Source organism: Mesorhizobium sp. M0166 (genome assembly GCF_040322255.1).
GTDB lineage: Bacteria > Pseudomonadota > Alphaproteobacteria > Rhizobiales > Rhizobiaceae > Mesorhizobium.
Genome location: NZ_JAMYTD010000008.1, coordinates 173,530 through 193,738, shown reverse-complemented (window position 1 = coordinate 193,738; position 20,209 = coordinate 173,530). Strand labels below are relative to the sequence as shown.

The 20,209-nt window shown below is 60.8% G+C and carries 12 protein-coding genes and 1 pseudogene; 4 read left to right on the top strand and 9 right to left on the bottom strand.

All coding sequences use genetic code 11. The annotated features are described in order from the left end of the window. Positions 1-184 precede the first annotated feature (184 nt). From NKJ46_RS12815 to NKJ46_RS12800, 4 genes are read right to left on the bottom strand one after another with little or no spacing between them, the layout of a single operon-like run. On the bottom strand, positions 185-1,255 hold the full coding sequence (locus tag NKJ46_RS12815; RefSeq protein WP_352665313.1) for an adenylate/guanylate cyclase domain-containing protein: 1,071 nt from the start codon (positions 1,253-1,255) through the stop codon (positions 185-187). A gap of 3 nt (positions 1,256-1,258) precedes the next feature. Continuing rightward, positions 1,259-1,750: a Rab family GTPase gene (locus NKJ46_RS12810; protein WP_352665312.1), complete on the bottom strand. Its 492-nt coding sequence runs from the start codon at positions 1,748-1,750 to the stop codon at positions 1,259-1,261. 16 nt (positions 1,751-1,766) lie between these two features. Next, positions 1,767-4,424: an OmpA family protein gene (locus tag NKJ46_RS12805; RefSeq protein WP_352665311.1), complete on the bottom strand. Its 2,658-nt coding sequence runs from the start codon at positions 4,422-4,424 to the stop codon at positions 1,767-1,769. A gap of 7 nt (positions 4,425-4,431) precedes the next feature. After that, a complete protein-coding gene (locus tag NKJ46_RS12800) occupies positions 4,432-5,097 on the bottom strand; it encodes a DUF3450 domain-containing protein (protein WP_352665310.1) in 666 nt (221 codons plus the stop codon). A gap of 325 nt (positions 5,098-5,422) precedes the next feature. Here NKJ46_RS12800 and NKJ46_RS12795 point away from each other — a divergent pair, with 325 nt between their 5' ends. Then, positions 5,423-5,554, top strand: coding sequence for a glycosyltransferase (locus NKJ46_RS12795; RefSeq protein ID WP_292654299.1), 132 nt, complete (start codon positions 5,423-5,425; stop codon positions 5,552-5,554). Positions 5,555-5,634: 80 nt separating this feature from the next. Next, positions 5,635-8,607: a trifunctional glycosyltransferase/class I SAM-dependent methyltransferase/polysaccharide deacetylase gene (locus tag NKJ46_RS12790; RefSeq protein ID WP_352665309.1), complete on the top strand. Its 2,973-nt coding sequence runs from the start codon at positions 5,635-5,637 to the stop codon at positions 8,605-8,607. A gap of 85 nt (positions 8,608-8,692) precedes the next feature. Here the strand turns inward: NKJ46_RS12790 and NKJ46_RS12785 are convergent, their stop codons facing one another. Both NKJ46_RS12785 and NKJ46_RS12780 read right to left on the bottom strand, forming a co-directional pair. Then, on the bottom strand, positions 8,693-9,373 hold the full coding sequence (locus NKJ46_RS12785; RefSeq protein WP_352665323.1) for a redoxin domain-containing protein: 681 nt from the start codon (positions 9,371-9,373) through the stop codon (positions 8,693-8,695). 19 nt (positions 9,374-9,392) lie between these two features. Beyond that, positions 9,393-12,692 (bottom strand): ATP-binding protein, encoded by a 3,300-nt coding sequence (locus NKJ46_RS12780; RefSeq protein WP_352665308.1) that lies wholly within the window; start codon positions 12,690-12,692, stop codon positions 9,393-9,395. A 276-nt stretch (positions 12,693-12,968) separates the two neighbouring features. On the opposite strand from NKJ46_RS12780, the pseudogene NKJ46_RS12775 reads away from it, so the two are divergent. Further along, a pseudogene (locus NKJ46_RS12775) lies at positions 12,969-14,064 on the top strand (branched-chain amino acid ABC transporter substrate-binding protein). Between the two features lie 81 nt (positions 14,065-14,145). Beyond that, positions 14,146-16,614, top strand: coding sequence for an adenylate/guanylate cyclase domain-containing protein (locus NKJ46_RS12770; protein WP_352665322.1), 2,469 nt, complete (start codon positions 14,146-14,148; stop codon positions 16,612-16,614). A gap of 547 nt (positions 16,615-17,161) precedes the next feature. Here NKJ46_RS12770 and NKJ46_RS12765 read toward each other — a convergent pair. The 3 genes from NKJ46_RS12765 to NKJ46_RS12755 all read right to left on the bottom strand — a co-directional run bounded on the left by NKJ46_RS12765 (position 17,162) and on the right by NKJ46_RS12755 (position 20,176). Next, complete coding sequence (locus NKJ46_RS12765; protein ID WP_352665307.1) at positions 17,162-18,547, bottom strand: hypothetical protein; 1,386 nt, start codon at positions 18,545-18,547, stop codon at positions 17,162-17,164. Between the two features lie 206 nt (positions 18,548-18,753). Continuing rightward, positions 18,754-19,278 carry a GNAT family N-acetyltransferase gene (locus tag NKJ46_RS12760; protein ID WP_352665306.1) on the bottom strand — a complete coding sequence of 175 codons (525 nt, stop codon included), beginning with the start codon at positions 19,276-19,278 and terminating at the stop codon, positions 18,754-18,756. Positions 19,279-19,351: 73 nt separating this feature from the next. Continuing rightward, complete coding sequence (locus NKJ46_RS12755; RefSeq protein WP_352665305.1) at positions 19,352-20,176, bottom strand: hypothetical protein; 825 nt, start codon at positions 20,174-20,176, stop codon at positions 19,352-19,354. Positions 20,177-20,209: the final 33 nt, after the last annotated feature.

Below are 20,209 nucleotides of genomic sequence, written 5' to 3'. Positions count from 1 at the left end.
CGGTCGGTGTTACTTCTTCCGCGCGGGGTGTGGCTGCCGGGCCCTGCCCCCCCGCCTGGTGTTAAATTACTCGCGCCTGGGGGGGCCCGCCTCGGACCCGCCGGTCCCACCGATGCGGACATTCGAAACCACGATGTTGCTTGAGATGCAATGCGCTCCGGGGTCGGCACTGCCGTGCGGCAAATCAGGCCGGGAGCCGCCACATTCGCACACGACCTGCACCACGCAATTCCGTTTCCGCGAGTGGGTCGCAAGCGAAATTTGGTCCAAGCAGTTGATGAGTTGCATCCGAAATACGGATTTCATCGGGCTCCGCGGACGTTTGGATACGTGCGGCGAGATTAACGGTGTCGCCCCATAGATCATAGGCAAACCGCCTTTTGCCTATAACGCCCGCCACGATTGGTCCTGAGTGAATTCCAATTCTGAGTCTTATCGGTTCTCCTGCGAAGTGTTCGAGCTTAACCGCCTTCCGCAGTTCAAGTGCATAGTGCGCAAGGGCTTCCGCATGATCGGACCGCGCGGCGGGCAGGCCAGCGACTACCATCACACAATCGCCGATTGTCTTGATCTTTTCGCAGCCGTATCGCTCCGAGAGCAGATCCGCCGCCTTGAAGAAGTAATTTAAAATAGCGAGCGTCGTCACCGCTCCGACGTTCCGCGCTCTTTCCGTAAAACCAACGATGTCGGCAAAAAGCACACTCACCTCTGCGTAGTTGTCTGCAATTTCTTCGTGCGCTTTTAGCCGCTCCGCGATAGACGCCGGAAGAATGTTGAGGAGCAGGGCTTCGGCGCGCTGGTATTCACGTGACAATCCCTCTTGGCTCGCCCTCAACGCCTCGTTCATCGATTGTAATTTCTCGTTGAGTTGACGCTCCCTCTCTTGCAGGAGCGTCATTTCATAAGCCTTCTGTTGAAGTCGCTGCCTATTGTCGCGTTCGGCAGTGGCGTCAAGAAAGAGCAGCCACACGCAGGCATTGTCAGCAAAAAGATGGAGGTCCGCGACACGCCCGCTGGGCAGTTCGACCATGGCCATATGATATGGAAGCTCCGGGCAGGGCAGCAAACCTTCCATGAATTCAAGCTGCTCGGCAACAGGCTTACCTATGCGAACTGATGAGAGTCCGTAATGTTTAACGTTACCGCCCTTCTCAGCTATGCAAAGCTGGGCGTCGATTTTCAGATATGCGACGGAGTGCTCGTTGTAGAAGAAATCGTAAATCCAGCTTCTGACTTCTCGTGGCAATTCGTGCATGGTCTATTTGCTAACCATCGAAGCAAGCTGACGAAACGCACCATCAACATGTTCACCCGAAAGCGCACTTGTTAGATAGATTTGCCATCCAAGTTGCCTCAGTTCGTCAATTTCAGTATCCGATATTGCCCACCGGTCGGCCAGATCGGATTTGTTGAACAGCAATACAAACGGCATAGCGCCGAATTCAGCCTCGGCCCGCTCGCGCAACGTGAGCGCCACTTCAAGAGTAGCGGCGCGGGTTCCATCGACGACAAGCACGAGCCCGCTCGCACCTCGCACATAGCTGACGCGGAATGAGCCGATATCGTCTTCGCCGGCCAAATCCCACAAAATCAGATCCACGGTTTTGTCCGGGAATGCGACACTCTTCTTGTCGATTTTCACTCCCACCGTGGTCAAGTAGGTTTCTGAAAAGATGCTTTGCACAAACCTGCGAACGAGACTCGTCTTTCCGACAGCGAACCCGCCCAACATGCAGATCTTCTTTTGCAATTTCCTGGGCTCCGCCCTAGTGGAAGTTTACCGTAACCGAAACTCTGCGGTTGGCGGAGTTCCCCGTTCGGCTATTTTCAATCTCCGCTGGCTCAAAGGTGCCCGCGCCGCGAACCAAGAGCAACTCCGGATCGACGCCGCGCTTCTTGAGAAGCGCACGAACTGTTTCCGCGCGCGCGGCGCTGATCGACAATTTGGCCGTTTCACGGCCCGTCTCGTCCGAATGGCCGGTCAACATGAACTGTGCTGTTACGCCTGCGTTGCGGGCGTCCTTGGCCAATTGCTTCAACTGGTTCGCCAAATTGTCGAGAACCGGCAGTTGCTCCGGTCCCGGTACAGCCTTGCCAGAATCGAAGAAAATGTTGACCGCTTGAATAGCCTCCCTCAAATGAGTGAGTTGCGGAGGGGTCAACTCACGCAGCTCGGAGAGTTCTAGAGAGAGTCCGTCCGCGGACAGCTCTTGGGCGGCGACCCGCGCCCGATCTATCCAGGCGGCAGGAGCCTCACCCTGGGCAACGATGCGATCCTTGATGATCGAAAGCCGTACTGAATCAGGCGGAGTCAGCGACGCCATCAGCCGCTTCACCACGAACTTCGGATCGAGGCTTTGATAGAATTGCCACTGCGAATGAACGCGAGCAGGATCGACCCCTGTTCCGGACAGAAGAGCCTTCGGGTCGGCGGCCTGGGGGTCTCTCAGGCCGGAAATATAGAAATGTCCGCCCCGCGCCGTTTGTTGGGCGACAATGATTCCGGCTTGGGCCTCCAGTCGCGACACATAAGTCTGCCAGTGCTCCGCCGCGCGTGCTTCGGGGCTCACATCACGAACCTTGGAGATGTCGAATTCCGGTCCGCCTGCCGAAAGCTGTCGGGCCGCTGCGCGCGCCCGATCTATCCAGGTATCGGGAGCCTCACCCTCGGCAACGATGCGATCCTCGACGATCGAAAGCCGAACCGATTTCGGCGGGGTCAGCGACACTATCAGCCGCTTCAGGACGAACTTCGGATCAAGGCTCTGATAGAATTGCCACTGCGAATGAACGCGGGCAGGATCTACCTCCGTTCCGGACAGCAGACCCTGCGGGTCGGCGGCAAGCGGGTCTCTCAGGCCGGAAATATAGAAATGTCCGCCCCTCGCCGCTTGTTGGGCGACGATGATTCCCGGTTGGGCCTCCAGTCGCGACACATAGGCCCGCCAGTGCTCCACCGCACGTGTTTCGGGGCTCACATCACGAACCCTGGAGATATCGAATTCCGGTCCGCCTGCCGAAAGTTGTTGGGCCGCTGCGCGCGCCCGAACTATCCAGGTGTCGGGAGCCTCACCCTGGGCAACGATGCGATCATTGACGATCGAAAGTCGTACTGAATCCGGCGGAACCAGCGACGCCGTTAGCCGCTTCAACACGAACTCCGGCTCGAGGCTCTGATAGAATTGCCACTGCGAATGAACGCGGGCGGGATCGACCTCCGTTCCGGCCAACAGCGACTCCGGGTCGGCGGCAAGCGGGTCTCTCAGGCCGGCAACATAGAATTGGCCATTGTGCACCTTTTGTTCGGCAACGATGATGCCCGGCTGGGTCCCCAGTCGCGACACATAGGCCTGCCAGCGCTGCCCGGATTGCCAGGAAAGAAAGAACCAACCGCCTGCGGGAATCAAAACCAGCAGGACTGCAGCCAAGACCAGCCACGGAAATCCCTGGTTTGATTCCTCCTGCTTCAGTTCAACGCAGGTCTGCAACTGCGTCTCTACGCCGACCAGCTGCGAACTATCGCCGTCAAACTGCTCTAGAGCCTGTGAGTATTCATCATGGATGCGAAGCAATACATCGCGAATTATTTCATGTAATTCCTCCGGCGGATTTCCCCGGATCACCGCAACCAAGGTCGCAAACGGTCCAACTTCCGACCAGAGACGAAGCTCCCCGAAACGGATCGTGTCCAGGCCGCTCTGTTCTTTCTCGTTAAATGAGTCCCTTACAAAATCTTGAATTGCACTAAGCATAGAAGAAATGAGTTGGGGATCTTCGCTGGTTGCATTATCAGCAGTTACATGCGCTATCAAAAGCCCGGAATTGCGATTGATGAGAAAAACATGTTCTACACGATAGACAAGAGAATGCTTAAGAACAACTTCTGAGAAGCTCGCTCCTGTTCTCCAAGCTTCAAGTCTCCACTTGAGCCCATGCCAGGTAAATATATGTCTTAAAGTTTCATTCAGCGATTGAAAGGTTTGGTCGATCTTTTCGCCGATCGACTTGCGAATAGCCGGCAGAAACACCGGGTACAATATATCCGTAAGCGTACGCGGGCTCTTCTGGATAGACCGTTGCACGGCCCTCTCGACAGCTGGCGCAAGCGCCTCTCCGAGTTGCGCATGAAGCGCACGTGCGGCTGCACTGGGGAGGACGCCCCCCACTGCGGCCGCAAGCTGCTCAGGTTCGTCGAGCAGGTGCGTAACTCGTGAAAGCTCCGAAATTTCGCGGCCGACCAGCAACTGGCGCAGCGTTTCCATGCGAGGGTCGGCGGTTGGGATTCCGTCGAGACGCGCACGATAGTCCGGATCAACGTTCCGGGCAATTTCGATCAAAAGGCGAGCCAGAGCCTCGCGATCAATCTCTGTATCGTTCGAAGCTCCTCTTTGAGGAAGGCTGATTGGGTCGACGGTCGACGTCAAGTTCCGATCAACTCACTTTCCACGTACGCTCCGAGTTGTTCTTGCTGCCGACGGGATCCTGATTTAGACATTTTGCAACCTCAACAAACAGGCCAGCCAAAAGATTTCGGTCGGTCTTGACGTTGCCGAGATCAGAAAACATTTTCTCCATCAGCATCTGAATGCTTTCATTCTTTTGCTTGATTTCCTCACGCAGCAAATGATCGTTTCGATTTATCCGGTCCGCAACTTCCCGCTCAAGCTCGCTCAACTGATCCGACAACGCGCGCACTTGCTTTTCGAGCGCCTGATTTTGCTCGCGAAGATTCCGATCAATCTCCTTGTCGGCATCGGCTCGCGCGTCTTTTTCGTTCCGCAATTGCGCCGCAAGCGAGTCGACCTGCTTCTTTGCATTTGACTCGTACATTTCAAGATTGCGCTTGGCCTCGGATTCGACATCCTTGAAGCGCTGCAAGACCCGTTCTTCAAGCTTGGAAAAGCGGCGGTCATAGTCCTGCATCTGGTTGCCGAACAGCAGATCACGTATCTTGTCGACACCGACGGCGTCGCCGGGGGCCCCGCTCTCGCGAGCCTGGCCCGCCATGAAGGTCAGCCCGCTTCCTTCTGCATTACTTATCAGATTTGCGTCCGCTTTATTTGCCGAAGAAGCGGTACTCGAAGATTCCTTGGCCATCCCATGCCCCTCCTTTGAACATTGTCCCAGCGCTAATTTAGCAACTGATAAACTTGCCAGCAAAATTGCCGACCCGCAAGCCGGAATCTTCTCGGCTTAAGTCGGTTCGTACGTCCCCCATTCGGGTAGATTCGACATGCGCATCGGCCTCAGCTCTAAGCCGTCGGGCACGCGCGCTTGCCATTCGGCCTGTCTTCAAGTCTTTTTTGCCCACCTCTAATTCGCCCTTATCTTGACAGGGCAGTGCTGCCAGCCGATGCCGTCATCCGGTTTTGACATTTGCCGACTCTTGCCGAAGAAGACGAAAGCTCGATGATCCAGGACAATGCTACCGCAAGGCGGTGTGGTACCGATGTTCAATGCCGAGCAAACCGTCGGCGCAACGCTTGCCGGCATCCGCCGGCAGACCTGCCAGATACTGGATATAGTGGTGATGGACGATGGGTCGACGGACTGATCGGCGTCGATTGTGACGGCCTTCGCCGAGAAACATCAACGCATCTTGTTCTACCTCGTACCTGGCGCGGGTAAGACGGCGTGGCGCATGATCCCTTGGTTTCAATCGTGGTTCCTGCGCACAACGCGGAGGTAACGCTGGCGCGCGCTCTCGATTGCCTTCTCGATCAGGAAATAGTGGATTGGGAGGCGATCATCGTCGACGACGCCTCCACGGACCGCACCCCCGCGATCATCGCCGGTTATGTAGAGCACGATGCCCGATTTCGGACGTTGAGGTCTTGTGCGTATAGCCCCGCCGGCGCGCGCAATAGCGGGATTTCGACAGCGCGCGGCCGCTGGCTCATGTTTCTGGATGCGGACGATTGGGTGGATGCCAGCTTCCTTGCGAAGATGCTGGCCGCACTGAAATCTGCTCCCGATGCAGTGGCCGCCTATTGCGGTTCCCGGCGCGTGATGCCCGACGGCGGACTCACCCCGGCGAGCATCCCAACGGAAGTCGCGATCCAGCCCTTCGAAACATTCGCCCGCCGGTGTGCCATCGCCATTCACGCGCTGCTGGTCGACCGGGAGATCATTGTCGAGTTGGGCGGTTTCGATGTGTCGCTGCGCACCTGCGAGGACTGGGACCTGTGGCAGCGCCTCGCACGTCTGGGCAAAAATTGGGTGATGGTCGACGAGCCGCTCGCTTTCTATCGGGCCAGCCCCAACGCGCTCAGCCGCAATTCGGCGCAGATGCTGGCAGATGCCGAAATCGTGATCGCTCGCGGCTTTTCCGCCGATCCCAGGGTCAAACACCCGGCATCGGCTCACGCCAATGGAGCGATCGAGGCGAACGGTGGCACCGCTTCCGAAGCGCTCGCGTGGTTCGCATTGTGGAACGCCGCGTCAGATTGCGGCTGCGGCTCGCGCTCGATCAACCCGCAATCCCTGCGCGCGCTCCCGGCAGGACGTAAGTGGGCGCGTGAGATCGCCAAGGTGGCCGTCGATGGCCTTATGGCAGGAAGCCTGTCGGTGCCAGCGCAATTGGCTGCCAGGTGGGACAGGTTCGGCGGCTCCCTCACCGAGCTGATCATCGAACTCGGCAAGGTCTGGAACAATCCCGAGGCGGCTCGCCGCGTCCAGTATCACGTTGAGCAAATGCTGCTCGATGTCGACGATCTTGCCGCGCCGCGCAGGCTGGCGCGGACACTTGGAATTCGTGTCGAGGCGCGAAATCCGGCCTCGATCGAAGTGCCGGAAGGAATAGATCAAATCTATGCCTATCTGATGCTGGATGGCCGGATCGAGGCTCTCGTGCAGTTCGGCGTACTCGGGAAAGTGACAAGGCGTCATTGGGTTGAATTGATCCTGAATTCCGTGCCCCCTGAGCGGCTTATGCACAGTGCCGCGCGGCTTGCGAGGCGATCGCCTGTACATGAACCGCAAAAGGGCGCCGGTGCCGACAAGTCAAACAAGTTTGCAGCCGAGGCATTGTTGTCCATGGCGGGACGCCGGTCCGATCGGGACAGCCATTTCGGCAAACTCGCGGGATTGGCCGCGGAAGCGCAGGCGCTGGTTCGGTCGAGCGCCGAAACTAAAGAGCCTCTTGCAGCGCCGCGCCGTGCACGGGCCACGGATGGGCGCGACAATGATCGCACGTCTTTCTGGAATCGCCATTTCGCGACCGAGGATCCCTGGAACTACGGTTCGCCCTATGAGCAGGAAAAATATGAGCGGCAGCTCGAAATTCTGCCTGCCGGTCCCATCGGACGGGCGCTTGAGCTGGCCTGCGCGGAGGGCCACTTCACGCGGCAGCTGGCGCCGCGCGTGGGCCATTTGACCGCAACTGACATCTCCGCCGTAGCCATCGGGCGGGCGCGCGCGCGATGCAACGATCAGCCGAATGTTGAGTTCGGCGTACTGGATTTCTCTGCGGACACGCTGCCGGGCGAAATGGATCTGATCGTCTGTTCGGAAGCGCTCTACTACCTGGATGATCTCACCGAGTTGCGGCGCATTGCCAAAAAACTCGCTGGGGCGTTGGCGCTTGGCGGCAGTTTCATCAGCGCACACGCATTCGTGCTGCGAGACAATGTTGAAAGGACGGGCTTCGACTGGAACACATTCGGTGCACAAGCAATCTCAGAGATGCTGGCAGCGACCGACGGCCTCGTCCTCGAGCAATCGATCCAGACCGAGCTCTACCGCATAGACCGCTTCCGCCGCCTGTCACCAGGCGACGTGGCGACGGAACCGATGATAGATCATGTGCCAATCCGCGCACCCGTCGAAATCGGGGTCGCGCGAAATATCGTCTGGGGCGGGGCGCGGGCCTTGCGCCGCGACGTCGCGCGTAACGAGCGGCGACAGCGTATCCCTGTCCTCATGTATCACAGCGTCTCCGATGAAGGTCCGGCCGCGCTCGCCCGTTTTCGGCTCACGCCCGCCTTATTCGCCAGCCAAATGGCATGGCTGCGCGCCAATGGCTTTCACGCGATTAGGTCCGAGCAGCTGGAATGGTTCATCGCCAACCGTCAGCCTTTCGTTGGCCGCCCAGCGCTCATCACGTTCGATGACGGCTTCCAGAACTTTGCCGACCATGCCTGGCCGATCTTGCGCGCGAACGACCTGACCGCGGAAGTATTCCTGGTGACGGACTTGGTGGGTGAAAGTGCACTGTGGGACGCCTACAGCGGCCCGCCGACGCAGCTTATGGACGCCGGGACGGTGCGACGCCTCGCCGGCGAAGGTGCGTTCTTCGGAAGCCATCTGGCGACGCATCGCGCGATCGATGGTCTGTCGAGCTCTGACTTGGCCGCCGAGCTCCTGCGCTCTCGTATGTTCATCGAACGGTGGACCGGTCGGCCAACCACGGCGTTCGCGGCGCCCTTCTCTGTCACCGACCGACGGCTTGGCAGGCTGGCCAGGGAGTGCGGCTATCGAATCGGCTTCGGCGGCAGACACGGGCCGGCGGACCTCGATTGCGATCCCATCGACCTTCCGCGCATCGAGATTCGCGGGGATCGCTCGCTCGATGACTTTGTTGGCAAAGTCGAGGCCGTGCTCGCATGAACGGTGAACTTGTCAGTGTCTCGATTTGTAACAAATTGGTTCCGCTTTTTGTTCAGCGTCCCGCCCGCTTACCTGGTTCGCAAGTCTATTGGGCGACTTGGGATACGGCTGACATCAGCTCCTGCGGGTTTGGCGCCCCAAACATGTATCGCCCGCCCTCTGGAACCTCCGTGAAGCTCCAGCGAACGATCCCCTGCCGGTCCAGCAGGAACTGACCGACCAATTGTCCGTGTCCCGTTGCTAGCATCTGCTCGTCGGCTTCGGTCAGTTCGTACTGGTCCATCTTGTTGAGGATTTCGCTGGCCGCAATAGGATCCATAGGACCGGGTAACTCGCCGGGTATGTCGACCCGCATATCCTTTGCCGCTGCCATCGAGACCTTGTACGGCCAGTTCGTCTCGTTTTGGGTGAATTCGAGGTTGGGCAGTCCAAAGGCACGATGTGAAGCGCGTTCAGGGTCGGAGGCCGCAAGCAGATTCGGCATGGGGTGGTAGCGGAAATAGAGACGCGCCCGGTCGATCGGCGTGTTGACCACCGTCAGGCTCTCCACGCCCTTTTCGCGCAGCTGCGGATCAAGCCGCGCCTGGGCGGCGATATGGCGCCGGCAAAACGCACAATGCAGACCTCGAAACAGGCCGACCAGCACCGGTTTTTGGCCGCGAAAGTCGTCAAGCGCGATCTTGCCTTCCTGAGTAATGGCGTCGAGTACCACGTTTGGCGCACGGTCGCCCGGTTGAAGCGGCAGCAAGTCACTACGCGCGGACATTTCCAACCTCCAACCCCGGCTAGTCGAGAAAAGGCAGCACCACAAGCGCTTCCGGGTCGAGCCCGTGCTGGGCGCATATACCCTGCGCCAGGGAAAAGTAGCGTTCGGCCTCGGCCAGATTGTCGAGGTCGAGATTAAGCGTTGCGAGGCCATCATAACACGGAAACAGCAGTTGGGGTTCGCCCGTTTCGCGGGCAACGTCCAGTGCTTCGTGAAACAACCCAACCGCCAGGTCCGGACGGCCGTTGCACTGGTGGATCTGTCCAAGCACGATCAACGGCACCGGCAGGTGCTCGCGCTGGTCGAGCGCCCGGTCGATCTCGATGGCCTTCTCGGCAGCAGGCACGCCCTCCGTTGGACAGCGATCCGTGAAAGTACAACAAGCGACAGCCAGATTGGCGAGAAGGCGCGCCTGGAACCCCAAATCACCAATACGGCGCGCCACTTCAAGACCGCGCCGACAGACCTCCATCGCCTGTGCCGGATCGATGGTCGTGTAAAGCACGCCGAGATTGGTGTAGCCGCGGCAGGCCGCGCCCAGCAGACCGGCGGCTTCAGCCAATTCAATGCTGCGCTCAACCTGACGCACGGCCTCACGGTTTCGCCCAAGGCGAGCCAGCGCGACAGCCTTGGTATTGAGTGCCTCGGCGGTCACAAGAGTGGCATCACGCCCTATCTCGGAGACATGCTCCGTTGTCAGAGTGCGTACGCAATCCAGCGCCGCGTCTGCCCATTTTGCCGCGAGAGCGTGATCTCCGCTGCGGAACGCCTGCCGGCCACGTTCTTGCCACAGATGCGCCTGCTCGATCGGAGCATCCGCTCCATCGAGGAGCGCTGCCGCCTCAGCATAGCGGGCTTCTGCCTTGTCCCGCTTGCCGACGTCCCAGAGCAGCCGACCGATCTTGCGCAAAACTCGCGCCGAGGCGACGTGATTGGCCGACTCGCGGTATGCCTGCAACACAGTCTCGTAGTGGTGGTGCGCGATCTCGCGGCGGCCTGCCGGGCCGCTCAAATCGGCAATGCGCTCCGCAATTGCCAGTTTGAGCGGTGTTTGCCCGATCGCGTCCAATGCAGTCAGTGCTCGCTCGTAGAAACGAAGGGCGTCGTCGTTGGCGTATATCATACGAGCGCGATCGCCTGCCGCCTGCAGGTAATGCGCGCCCTTCTCCCGCTCGGCGCTCTGTGCGAAATGATGACCGAGCACGGTCAAATCCTCGAGCCGTTCCGGCTTGTCGCCGCACAGTTGCTCCAAGGCAGCACCGATCCGTCCATGGATTTCGGTCCGGCGTTGCAGGAGCAGGTTCTGGTAGATCACGTCCTGCAGCAATGTTTGCGTAAAGCGGTAGCTTTGCGATGAGACCGAGCCTGATCCGGCAACTTCCTCGATGATTTCCGCATCGCAAAGCAGCTCGCAGCCGGCTTCAAGCCGGTCGGGGTCGGCTGTCACGGTTTTCAGAAGTGTGGCATCGAAGCGCGGGCCGATTACCGCGGCCTCCTGGGCCAACCGGCGCACCTCTTGGGGCAGCCGGTCGACGCGGGCAAGCAACATTGCCTGGATAGTGGCGGGGATGCCGGTTGCGACTTCGCCTGCCACAGTCCGCCATCGCTGGCCATCGCGCATCAGTACACCGCGATCGATAAGGCCGCGAACGATCTCCTCTACAAAAAGGGGGTTGCCGCCCGCGCGCTCGAGGATCTGGTCGAGAAGCCCTCCTGCGGAGTTTACCCAGCTCTCGCCGAAAAGCGCCGCCAGCAGGCTGCGTCCGTCATCATTGTTGAGCGGCGGAAGCCTGAGCGCTGTGTGACTGACCCGACTTGAGTCGAGCTGGTCGTTGTCCGGCGCCGGACGATGCGTGACCAGCAACATCAACCGCGTGCGTTCCAACCTGTCCATCACGAAACGCAGTGCCTCGAGCGACACGGCGTCGGCCCAGTGCAGGTCTTCGACGACAATCAACAGCGGCGACAACGTAAGCCGCCGTTCGATGATTGTGCGGACTGCGTAGAGAATTTGCCGCCGTAGTTGCTCAGGCTCGACATGCTGCAAGGTGGCATCGGGGTCGCCGAGGCCCAGCACATGGTAGAGCAAAGGCATCAGCCGCTTCGCCTCCTCGCCCTGCAGGCCGAGATCGGCAAGCAAGCCTGCGAGCTTCCCCCGCATCTCGTCCCCATTGTCGTTTTGCATCATCCCGGCAGCGCTGCGCACCACTGCGCCCAAGGCGCCAAATGATTGTTCGCCCAGCGGTGAGCACGTGGCCTGTCGCACGGCGACGTTGCGAAAACGCTCCTCGTCGCCGACGCGGGCGACGAACTCCTTCACCAGCCGCGATTTCCCGATACCGGCTTCTCCGACCAGGCGGACAAGTTGGGCCGAGCCGCTGCACGCCTGGTCAAGGCTCGCCAGCATTCTATTGAGCTCCGCACCACGACCTATCAGCGGCGCGCTGAGGCCGAGCGCCTCGAGCCCGCGCGCTGCACGCGGCGTCGCAAGCGGTGCGTCCAGTCGATGGACGAGCACGCTGCCAGCCTTGCCGCGAAACACGACATCGCCCAGCGACTCGTAAGAGAAGGCATGCCGGGTCAGCTTGTGAGTGAGCTCGCCTACCAGCACCTCACCCGGTGCGGCCAGCGATTGCAGGCGTTGCGCCGTATTCACTGTGTCGCCGGTCACCGAATAGGATCTGGCGGTGCCGATGCCCAATCCGCCAGTAACGACCGGACCGGTGTTTATGCCGATGTGGAGTAACAGAGGCGAGCCGGAGTGGGGAGTGCTTTCGCCGAGCCGCGCCGTCCGGGCGATCATGTCGAGAGCGGCGCGAAGCGCACGTTCCGGATCGTCCTCATGCGCGACCGGCGCACCGAACAAAGCCAGCAGTGCATCGCCGATGAATTTGTCGACGAAACCACCAAAGTTTCGCACGGCCGACGTCAATTCCTTGAACAGTTTGTTCTGCAGCGCTTGCATGACCTCGGGGTCGAGCTGCTCGCTGAGTGTCGTGAAGCCGCAAAGGTCGGCGAACAGCACCGTTACCGTCCGGCGATCGGCGTCAGAGACGGGATGCAGCCCTTCTTCGCTTTCGATGTTCGGAAGCAGCGACGGAGTTCGAGAAGGCGGCACAATGGTCCGGTTTGGTGTCGGAGCTGGCCGTTCGATGGCTTTTGCGGGCGCACCGACGCTTGCCCCACATTTCGGACAGAACTCGAAATCAGGTGCGCAGAGGTAGCCGCAACTGGCGCATGGCACGGGCTGGCGCCTGCCACACCTCGGACAGAAAGCGTAGCCGCCCTCAATCTCGAAACCGCAGCCCGAGCAGTCCATCGAACAAGACCTCACTAGTGGCCGTGACGGCGTGATCTCGCCCGCACTTCACGGCCACTATTCACAAGGATGCACCGATAGCCGTCGACCAGCAAGTGGCAGCGCAAATGGGCATTGAGCGATCGGTGCGGATCCTGTGGCAGAGCGCTGCCGGCAGGCATTGTTGAAGGCGCAATAGTTGTCGGATCCGCGAACGACGCCGAGATAGTCGCGCTTGCCCAAGGGGCTGTCGGCTCTGACGGGATTGGCGTAAGCTACAGTTAAAGGGGTGCACACATGCACCGCATCATCGCCATAGCGATCTTAGTTCTCGCGGCCGCGTTCAGCTCCGCGGGGGCGGAGGTGCTGATCGGCGTCTCGGCTGCGATGACGGGACGGCTCGCCTGGATCGGCGAGCAGGGACAGCGCGGCGCGGAGATGGCGGTGGCCGACGTCAACACGGCGGGCGGCGTGCTCGGCCAGAACGTGAGGCTCATCTCGGTCGACGACTTCTGCGATCCCGAGCAAGCTGTGGCGGCCGCCAAGAAGCTGGTGGCTGACGGGGTCGTGCTCGTCGTCGGGCATTATTGCTCCGGGGCCTCGATCCCCGCATCAAAAGTGTACGAGGAGGCGGGCGTCGTTGAGATATCCCCAGGCTCGACCAATCCGCAGCTGACCGAACAAGGCCGTGCCAATGTCTTTCGCACCATTGGCCGCGACGACGCGCAAGGTTTCGTCGCCGGCAACTTCCTTGCCGATCGCTGGGGGCAACAAGAAGATTGCGATCCTCCACGACAACTCGACCTATGGGAAAGGTCTCGCCGACGAGACCAGGAAGCAGCTGAACAAGCGGGGCGTGACTGAGGCCGTTTACGACGCATACATTCCCGGGAAGGACGATTATTCGGCCGAGGTCGCTGCGTTGCAGACCGCCGGCGTCTCCGCCTTATATGTAGGTGGGTATCATGCCGAGGTTGCGCTGATTGCTCGCGCTGCACACGACAGTGGCTACACGGTTCAGCTCATATCCGGAGATGCTTTGGCGACCGAGGAATTTGCCCTGATCGCCGGCCCAGCGGCGGAGGGGACCCTCTTCACGTTCCCGGCGGACCCCAGGCGAAGTCCCGAGGCAGCCGCGGTCGTTGAGCAGTTCCGTGCGGAGAACTTCGAACCCGCGGGCTACACGCTGTTGAGCTACTGCGCGGTCCAGGTCTGGGCCCAGGCAGTCTCGAAGGCAGGTTCGCTGGAGCCGAAGGCCGTCATTGCGGCACTGCACGAACGGGAATTCGACACCGTCATCGGCCGGGTCGATTTCGACGACAAGGGCGACCTCACGAAGCAGAGCTGGGTTTGGTACGTCTGGCGCGGCGGAGAATACGTGCCGGTTGAATAGGGTTCGTTGATGGCCGGCGTGCCGGCTGGGACGTCTAGTCTGATGCAGACCAGTGTGGCCCGACTGTTCCGACTCGCCGAGATGCTTGAACGCCTCGGCATACGCGGCCGGCTGTTGCTCGCCTTTTTCGGGATCAGCGCTCTTGCGGTGCTGGCAACCGCTGCGGCGCTCTATGCCTTCCTCCAGGTTGGCGACGTCGTCGACCGAATTACCACGGATCGAGTGCCCTCGGCGCTCGCCTCCCTCCAGCTGTCGCGCCAGGCCGAACGGGTCGCTGCTGCCGCGCCATCCGTGCTGGCAGCGACAAGCAGGGCTCAGCACAGCGAAGTCTCGGCTGCCGTCGCGCTCGAGATGTCCCGCCTCGAGGCCCTGCGCACGGACCTCCGGGATACCACGTCGGGCACAGTGCCTTTGGCCGAGATCGAGGAAGCCGCGATTGTTCTGAGGCGCAACCTGAAGGAGCTCGACTCTCTTGTTGTCGCCCGGCTCGACGTGGTCGCCCGCAAGGAGGAGCTCCTGAACCGCCTCGCCGCGACGACGACCGGAAGCCAGCGCCTTGTCGCCACCGGCATCCTAGTGATGGATTCCAGGCTCCCGCAATGGCGGGCGGTCGCGGCCGACACGTCGCTGTCGCCCGATCGACGCGCAGCGGCGATGGCCGACCTGGTCCAGGCGATTGCGGCCTACATCCCCCAGCAGAAGGCGCAGCTGGAGATCTCGGCTGTCAACGACGCGCTGGTGAAGATCGCGAACGCGCCGACGCCGGGCGACCTGGCGTTGATCCTTTTTCCGCTACGCCGTTCGCTCACTGCTCTTGAAAAGGTTTCCACGGAGATCGACGAAAAGCTGCGGACCCGCTTCCGGCAGCGTGTCGACGAATTCAAGGGTTTGACCGACGGCGAGGACAGTATCCCCAAGGCGCGGGAGGACGAGTTTGCTGTCCTGGCACAGGGTGAAAGGCTTCTGGCCGAGAACAATCGACTGTCGCGCAATCTCACCGCTGGCGTCGATCGCCTGGTCGCCACGGCAGACCAGGAGATCGCTGCGTCCGGTCGCGAAGCCGCGCTCGTCCAGCGCTACGGCACCGCGGTTGTGCTCGGCTCCGCCTTCCTCAGCCTCCTGAGTTCGGTTCTGGTTGTCTGGCTCTATGTCGACCGCAGCCTCCTCGCCCGACTGGGGGCCGTGAGCCAGGGCATGCTCGCGATTGCGGGGGGCAACCTTCGTGCGCCGCTGCCAGCCGCGGGCAGCGACGAAATCGGGCGCATGGCCGAAGCGCTGAGACTCTTCCGGGATACTGCTGTCGAGGTCGAGGAAAAGAACCTGCGCGACGTTGCGGAAGCTCGTCAGCGGCTCATCGATGCCATCGAAAGCATCTCCGAAGGATTCGCTCTGTACGACGGGGAGGACCGGCTCGTCCTCAGCAACAGCCGCTACCGCGAATTGCTCTACACCGGTCTGGAGACCGAACTGACGCCCGGCACGACATTCGAGCAAATCATTCGCCGATCCGCTGAGCGCGGCTACATCAAGGACGCCGAGGGGCGGGTCGAGGAGTGGGTCGCCGAGCGCCTCTCGCGGCACCGCAAGCCTGGCGAACCTTGGGTGCAGCGGCGAGGCGACGGGCGGTGGGTCATGATCAGCGAGCGGCGGATCAGCGCCGGCGGCACGGTCGCCGTCTATTCGGACATCACTGAGTTGAAGCAAAGGGAGGAGAACCTCGCCGAGAAATCCGTGGTTCTGGAGGCGCTTTCCAGCAAGCTGGCGAAGTATCTGGCGCCCCAAGTGTATCGCTCGATATTCACCGGCTGCCAGGAGGTCAGGATCGCCAGCCAGCGGAAGAAACTGACAATATGCTTCTCCGATATCGCCGGCTTTACCGAGACCACTGACAAAATGGAATCCGAGGATCTCACCCAACTCCTCAATCACTATCTGACGGAAATGTCGAAAATTGCTTCGGATCACGGCGCGACGATCGACAAATATGTCGGCGACGCGATCCTGATGTTTTTCGGTGATCCCGAGACTCGCGGCGTCAAGGAGGACGCGCTGGCTTGCGCGCAGATGGCACTTGCAATGCAAAAGCGGATTAGCGAGCTTGCCGAAGTCTGGCGGGACATGGGGATCGAAACACCGCTGCGCTGTCGCATCGGCATCCATACCGACTACTGCACTGTCGGTAACTTCGGCAGCGAGGACAGGATGGACTACACGATAATCGGCGGCGCCGTGAATCTCGCCTCGCGCCTGGAGCAGGAGGCGCCGCCGGGGGCCATCCTCATTTCCTACGAGACGTTTGCGCAAGTGAAGGACTCAATCGACTGTGAGGAGCTGGGGCATGTCCAGGTCAAGGGGATCGCCTATCCCGTCGCCACCTACCGCGTCATTGATCTGAAGGCCAATCTGGCGGCCGCTCGTCGTGCCGTTCGAACCGAGCTGCCGCACTTTAGGCTGGAACTTGAACCGGAGCTGATGTCCCCTGGCGAGCGTGGCGATGCCGCCACTGCACTTCGAGACGCGCTGGATCGGCTTTGTCGCAAGCCCGGGTAGTAGGGCTTGGTCCACAACGACCCCTCCCAATGGATGCAAGGAGTGGGATGCGGGACGCCGCTCATTGGCGCTATCGATGCGAAGGCCGTAGAACGGTCGCGGTCAGTCTTCGAACTCGGACGGAACGTCCGCATCGGAGCCGAGACTTAACATTCACGGCATCACTGAAGGTCCGGATATGGCGCGAGCTGCCCGTTCCGGGCGCCGCGTTAAACGGCAAAGTTTGACCCAGAGCGGGCGCGCGGCGTGACAGTGTCGTACGTCCGAAAGCGTGATAGAGCTGTCGTTGCCGATTTCGAACTCGTGGTGGACGGGTTCCGCAAGGCCGGTGTCGTGCAATGACAGGTGAGGCCAAGTCAGGTCAGGCCTTGAACTGCAGACAGCTCCCAGGCAAGCCAGATTGTCGACGCGGAAGCCGTCGTCGAAATCCCAAAACGCATCAGCGTCAAGGAAGCGGCCGGACCAGACGCCAGAGGCTCACCGATAGTCGCCGTCGCTTGCGGCCGCGCACCAGAAAATCAACCTGAAATAAGGCTTGAAGTAAGGCTCAGGTCGCCTTGATCTCTGCCCGGCCGATCTTGCGCCATCGGGCGTTTTCGCGAACCAGTTTCAGGTCGTCGGTCGTCTCGGCAAATGTCCGCAATCGGTATTGCCGGAGCAGGTTTGGGAAGAGCGTCCCTTCCGGCAGGCCGGCAAGCTGCTCGCGGACCGAGATCTTTTCATCGATGACCCGCATGCCCCAGGCATTTTCCCGAACCTGCAGCTCCGCGGCCAGTTCGCGCTCTTCCGGCGCGTTTTCGTCCAGCACAGCCAGAAGGATCGAGTGGAAAAGCGCTACATAGCCAATCTGTCTCAGGCCGCCCACAACCCGCACGCGCGGCAAGATGGCAAGGACGAGGAACGTCAGGAACAAGTTCGGCAGCAGCACGCCGTCCAGCAGTGCCTGCCTGAGATGCGGCCGCTCGAATGGGATGGAAAGACCTTGCGGCCTGTCGGGCTCGATCAGGTGCCCGTTCTCGAGAACGAGCTTGCGCACGCGCTCCTCGCGGATGCCCCAGAAATAGTCCGTGGCATTGGGCAGGAATCTGCCAAATGGGCTCGATGCGGCCTCTTGCAAGGCATGTTCGAGACGCTGGCGTCTTGCGGGTTCAATGAGCAGCCTGGAAAGAAGGCTGCCGTCATATTCTAGGTGCCGCGCCATGGCAGCCGCGGCGAGCCGATCATCGATGAAAACCGGCAGGGCCATGCCGGCACGATCCCAATTGGCGACCAGATCCTCGTTCAGGGCTGTCAGCGCATCGGCGGCGGTTTCAAACACCTTGTCCTGCCTGGCAAGCAGTGTGCCCAGCCAGCGGCTGGCATCCGTTTCATCGCCCACCGCTTCGAGCGCGCGCTTGTTGAGGGAGACGGGACCGGCCACGCAGGCGCTTTTGCGGCACAGTTTGTGGCGTCCCATGCCAAACAGGTTGACCTTGTCGTCGCCGACGTCGAGCCATCCCGGCCCCTCCCGGCCAACTGTCTCCATGGTCATCGTCGTTCCCATGAAGCCGACGAAGGCCGACAGCCCGTTTTCGACCGCGCCGAGCCAGGCAAGCAGGAGGGCATCGAAGGTGACCCGGTCCATCAGAAGCAGACAGTGCAGGCCGGACTGAATCACCGGTCTGTGCTCGAACTCGTCGAGGGCTTTGCCGATCTCCTCAGGCTGCATAATCCTACCGAGGCGCTGATGCAGGACCTCGCGCAGGATCGAGCGGGCAGCGATTGCCGGGCCCGATGCAGGCCTTGCCACCGGCCGCCACAGATGGCGGGCGTAGTCGGAAACCGGTGCATTCCAGTTCTGCTCGATGTCGCGCACGACCTCCGGGCAGAGCAGCGACAGCACAGCCAGAATTTCCGCCGGAGGCGTAGGGCTTGGGTCAAAGACGGCGGTCATTGGTCCCGTCTAGCCGCTTGCGGTGCAAACGCCAAGCGAGACCAGACTTGCTGGATGCGGCCGGCCCACACACAGATTGTCAATTCGATCAAGATGGTGTGAGACGAAATGACCGTGCCCTACGCAGTTCTCCATGAGCAATTACCTGTTCGCTGACCCGCCACGAATTGTCAGATTGGCTAAACAGCTAAGGCAAACAGCGGATCTTAGAACCTCAGCCGGGCCATGCTCAGGAGGTCGTGGTACTGCCCGTCGGTAAAGCCGGCCTTCACATGCCGGCCTTCGACCTCAAAGCCGTGTCTCTTGTAGAGACGGAGGGCCGCTTCGTTGTCGGCATAGACGGTCAATTCGACCCGCTTCAGGGCGCGCCAGTTGTCGGCCACGTCAAGCAGCGCGCCAAGTATGGCAGAGCCGATACCTTTGCCGACAAAGGCATCGTCAAGGCCAATATTGATCTCGCCGATATGCGAACGGCGCGGTGAACCCTGCACGACCAGGCTGCCATGGCCGACGACCTTGCCGTCCAGCTCGGCAACGATCCAGGTGGTTTCCGGGCCGGACTTGGCGATGCGCCGCGCCACCTGCTCCACCATCTCGAAAGGCATCCTGAGCGTGCCCCAGCGGAAGCCCGGCATGTTGAAGATAGCGCAAAGCGCCTCCGCATCGCTTGGCCGGACGGACCGGAGCAGCGGCTGAATTTTCTCGGAGGGTGGCGAGGTCGTGCTGGTCATGGCATTCCCGGCGAAGGCAATCGGCCCGGTACGATGCACCGGACGTCACCTGAAAATCCAGCCGTCTCTCAACCTATGATACCGATTGCGAGCTAAAATACCTTGAGGCGGCGTAGAGTTTGAAAACACCGCTGATGCCGATCCAGCCGAAAAGGGCGAGCCAGCACAATGTCCCGGTCGCCGTCCAGTCGATCCGGTGCACCGCAGCGTCGGTGATGACGATGCCGAGGATGGCAAGCAGGCCAACCAGAAACTGCGCCAACCCGAGCACCAGCAGTTCCTCGCGCGGCGCGCTTCTCCAGACGAGATATGTACCGCCCGCACCAGCGAGGAAGATGGCGCTGTAGACCTGAGCGTGGAAGGTATCTATCGGCCATGGCCAGATGCCACTGAATGTCAGGGGAAACAGCAACAGGCCGACGCCATAGAGCCCAAGGATCGCGGATTCCGCCGGCATGTAGCCGCGCCATGCGGGATTTAAGGTCATGCCTTTTGCAGAAGGACGGGCCCTGGCCCGCCACAGGAACAGACCGGATACCGCGACCGAAGCAAGATAGACCAAAAACCACAGCCAGGGCGCTTTGCGCTCGAAGTTGAAGTAGCCGAGATTGATGAACGAAGCCACTGACACGACGACGGTGAAGATGAAGGCCATGACGAGCACGAGCCTGCCGGGCGACCAGCGATTCCAGACCAGCAGTGCCGCCATCACGACCATTTCGGCGGTGTAGAAGCCACCGAGGAAGCGCGCATTGAACGGCGTGACGGCCCATGGCCAGCCCGGTTTCACCAGCACAGGCATGAAAAACAGGCCGGCGCCTACGATCAGGACGATGATGACCACCGCAGAGAAAAGGCGCAGGGCCGCGGGAAATGGCGGATTGTCGGATGTCGGCATGGGAGAAAATCCCAAAGATGAAGGCTCCATGAC

Coding starts and splice junctions, on each gene's coding strand:
- NKJ46_RS12815 (WP_352665313.1), bottom strand. CDS start 1,255: ATGCACGAATTGCCACGAGAAGTCAGAAGCTGGATTTACGATTTCTTC.
- NKJ46_RS12800 (WP_352665310.1), bottom strand. CDS start 5,097: ATGGCCAAGGAATCTTCGAGTACCGCTTCTTCGGCAAATAAAGCGGAC.
- NKJ46_RS12795 (WP_292654299.1), top strand. CDS start 5,423: ATGCTACCGCAAGGCGGTGTGGTACCGATGTTCAATGCCGAGCAAACC.
- NKJ46_RS12785 (WP_352665323.1), bottom strand. CDS start 9,373: ATGTCCGCGCGTAGTGACTTGCTGCCGCTTCAACCGGGCGACCGTGCG.
- NKJ46_RS12780 (WP_352665308.1), bottom strand. CDS start 12,692: ATGGACTGCTCGGGCTGCGGTTTCGAGATTGAGGGCGGCTACGCTTTC.
- NKJ46_RS12770 (WP_352665322.1), top strand. CDS start 14,146: ATGCTTGAACGCCTCGGCATACGCGGCCGGCTGTTGCTCGCCTTTTTC.
- NKJ46_RS12765 (WP_352665307.1), bottom strand. CDS start 18,547: ATGACCGCCGTCTTTGACCCAAGCCCTACGCCTCCGGCGGAAATTCTG.
- NKJ46_RS12760 (WP_352665306.1), bottom strand. CDS start 19,278: ATGACCAGCACGACCTCGCCACCCTCCGAGAAAATTCAGCCGCTGCTC.
- NKJ46_RS12755 (WP_352665305.1), bottom strand. CDS start 20,176: ATGCCGACATCCGACAATCCGCCATTTCCCGCGGCCCTGCGCCTTTTC.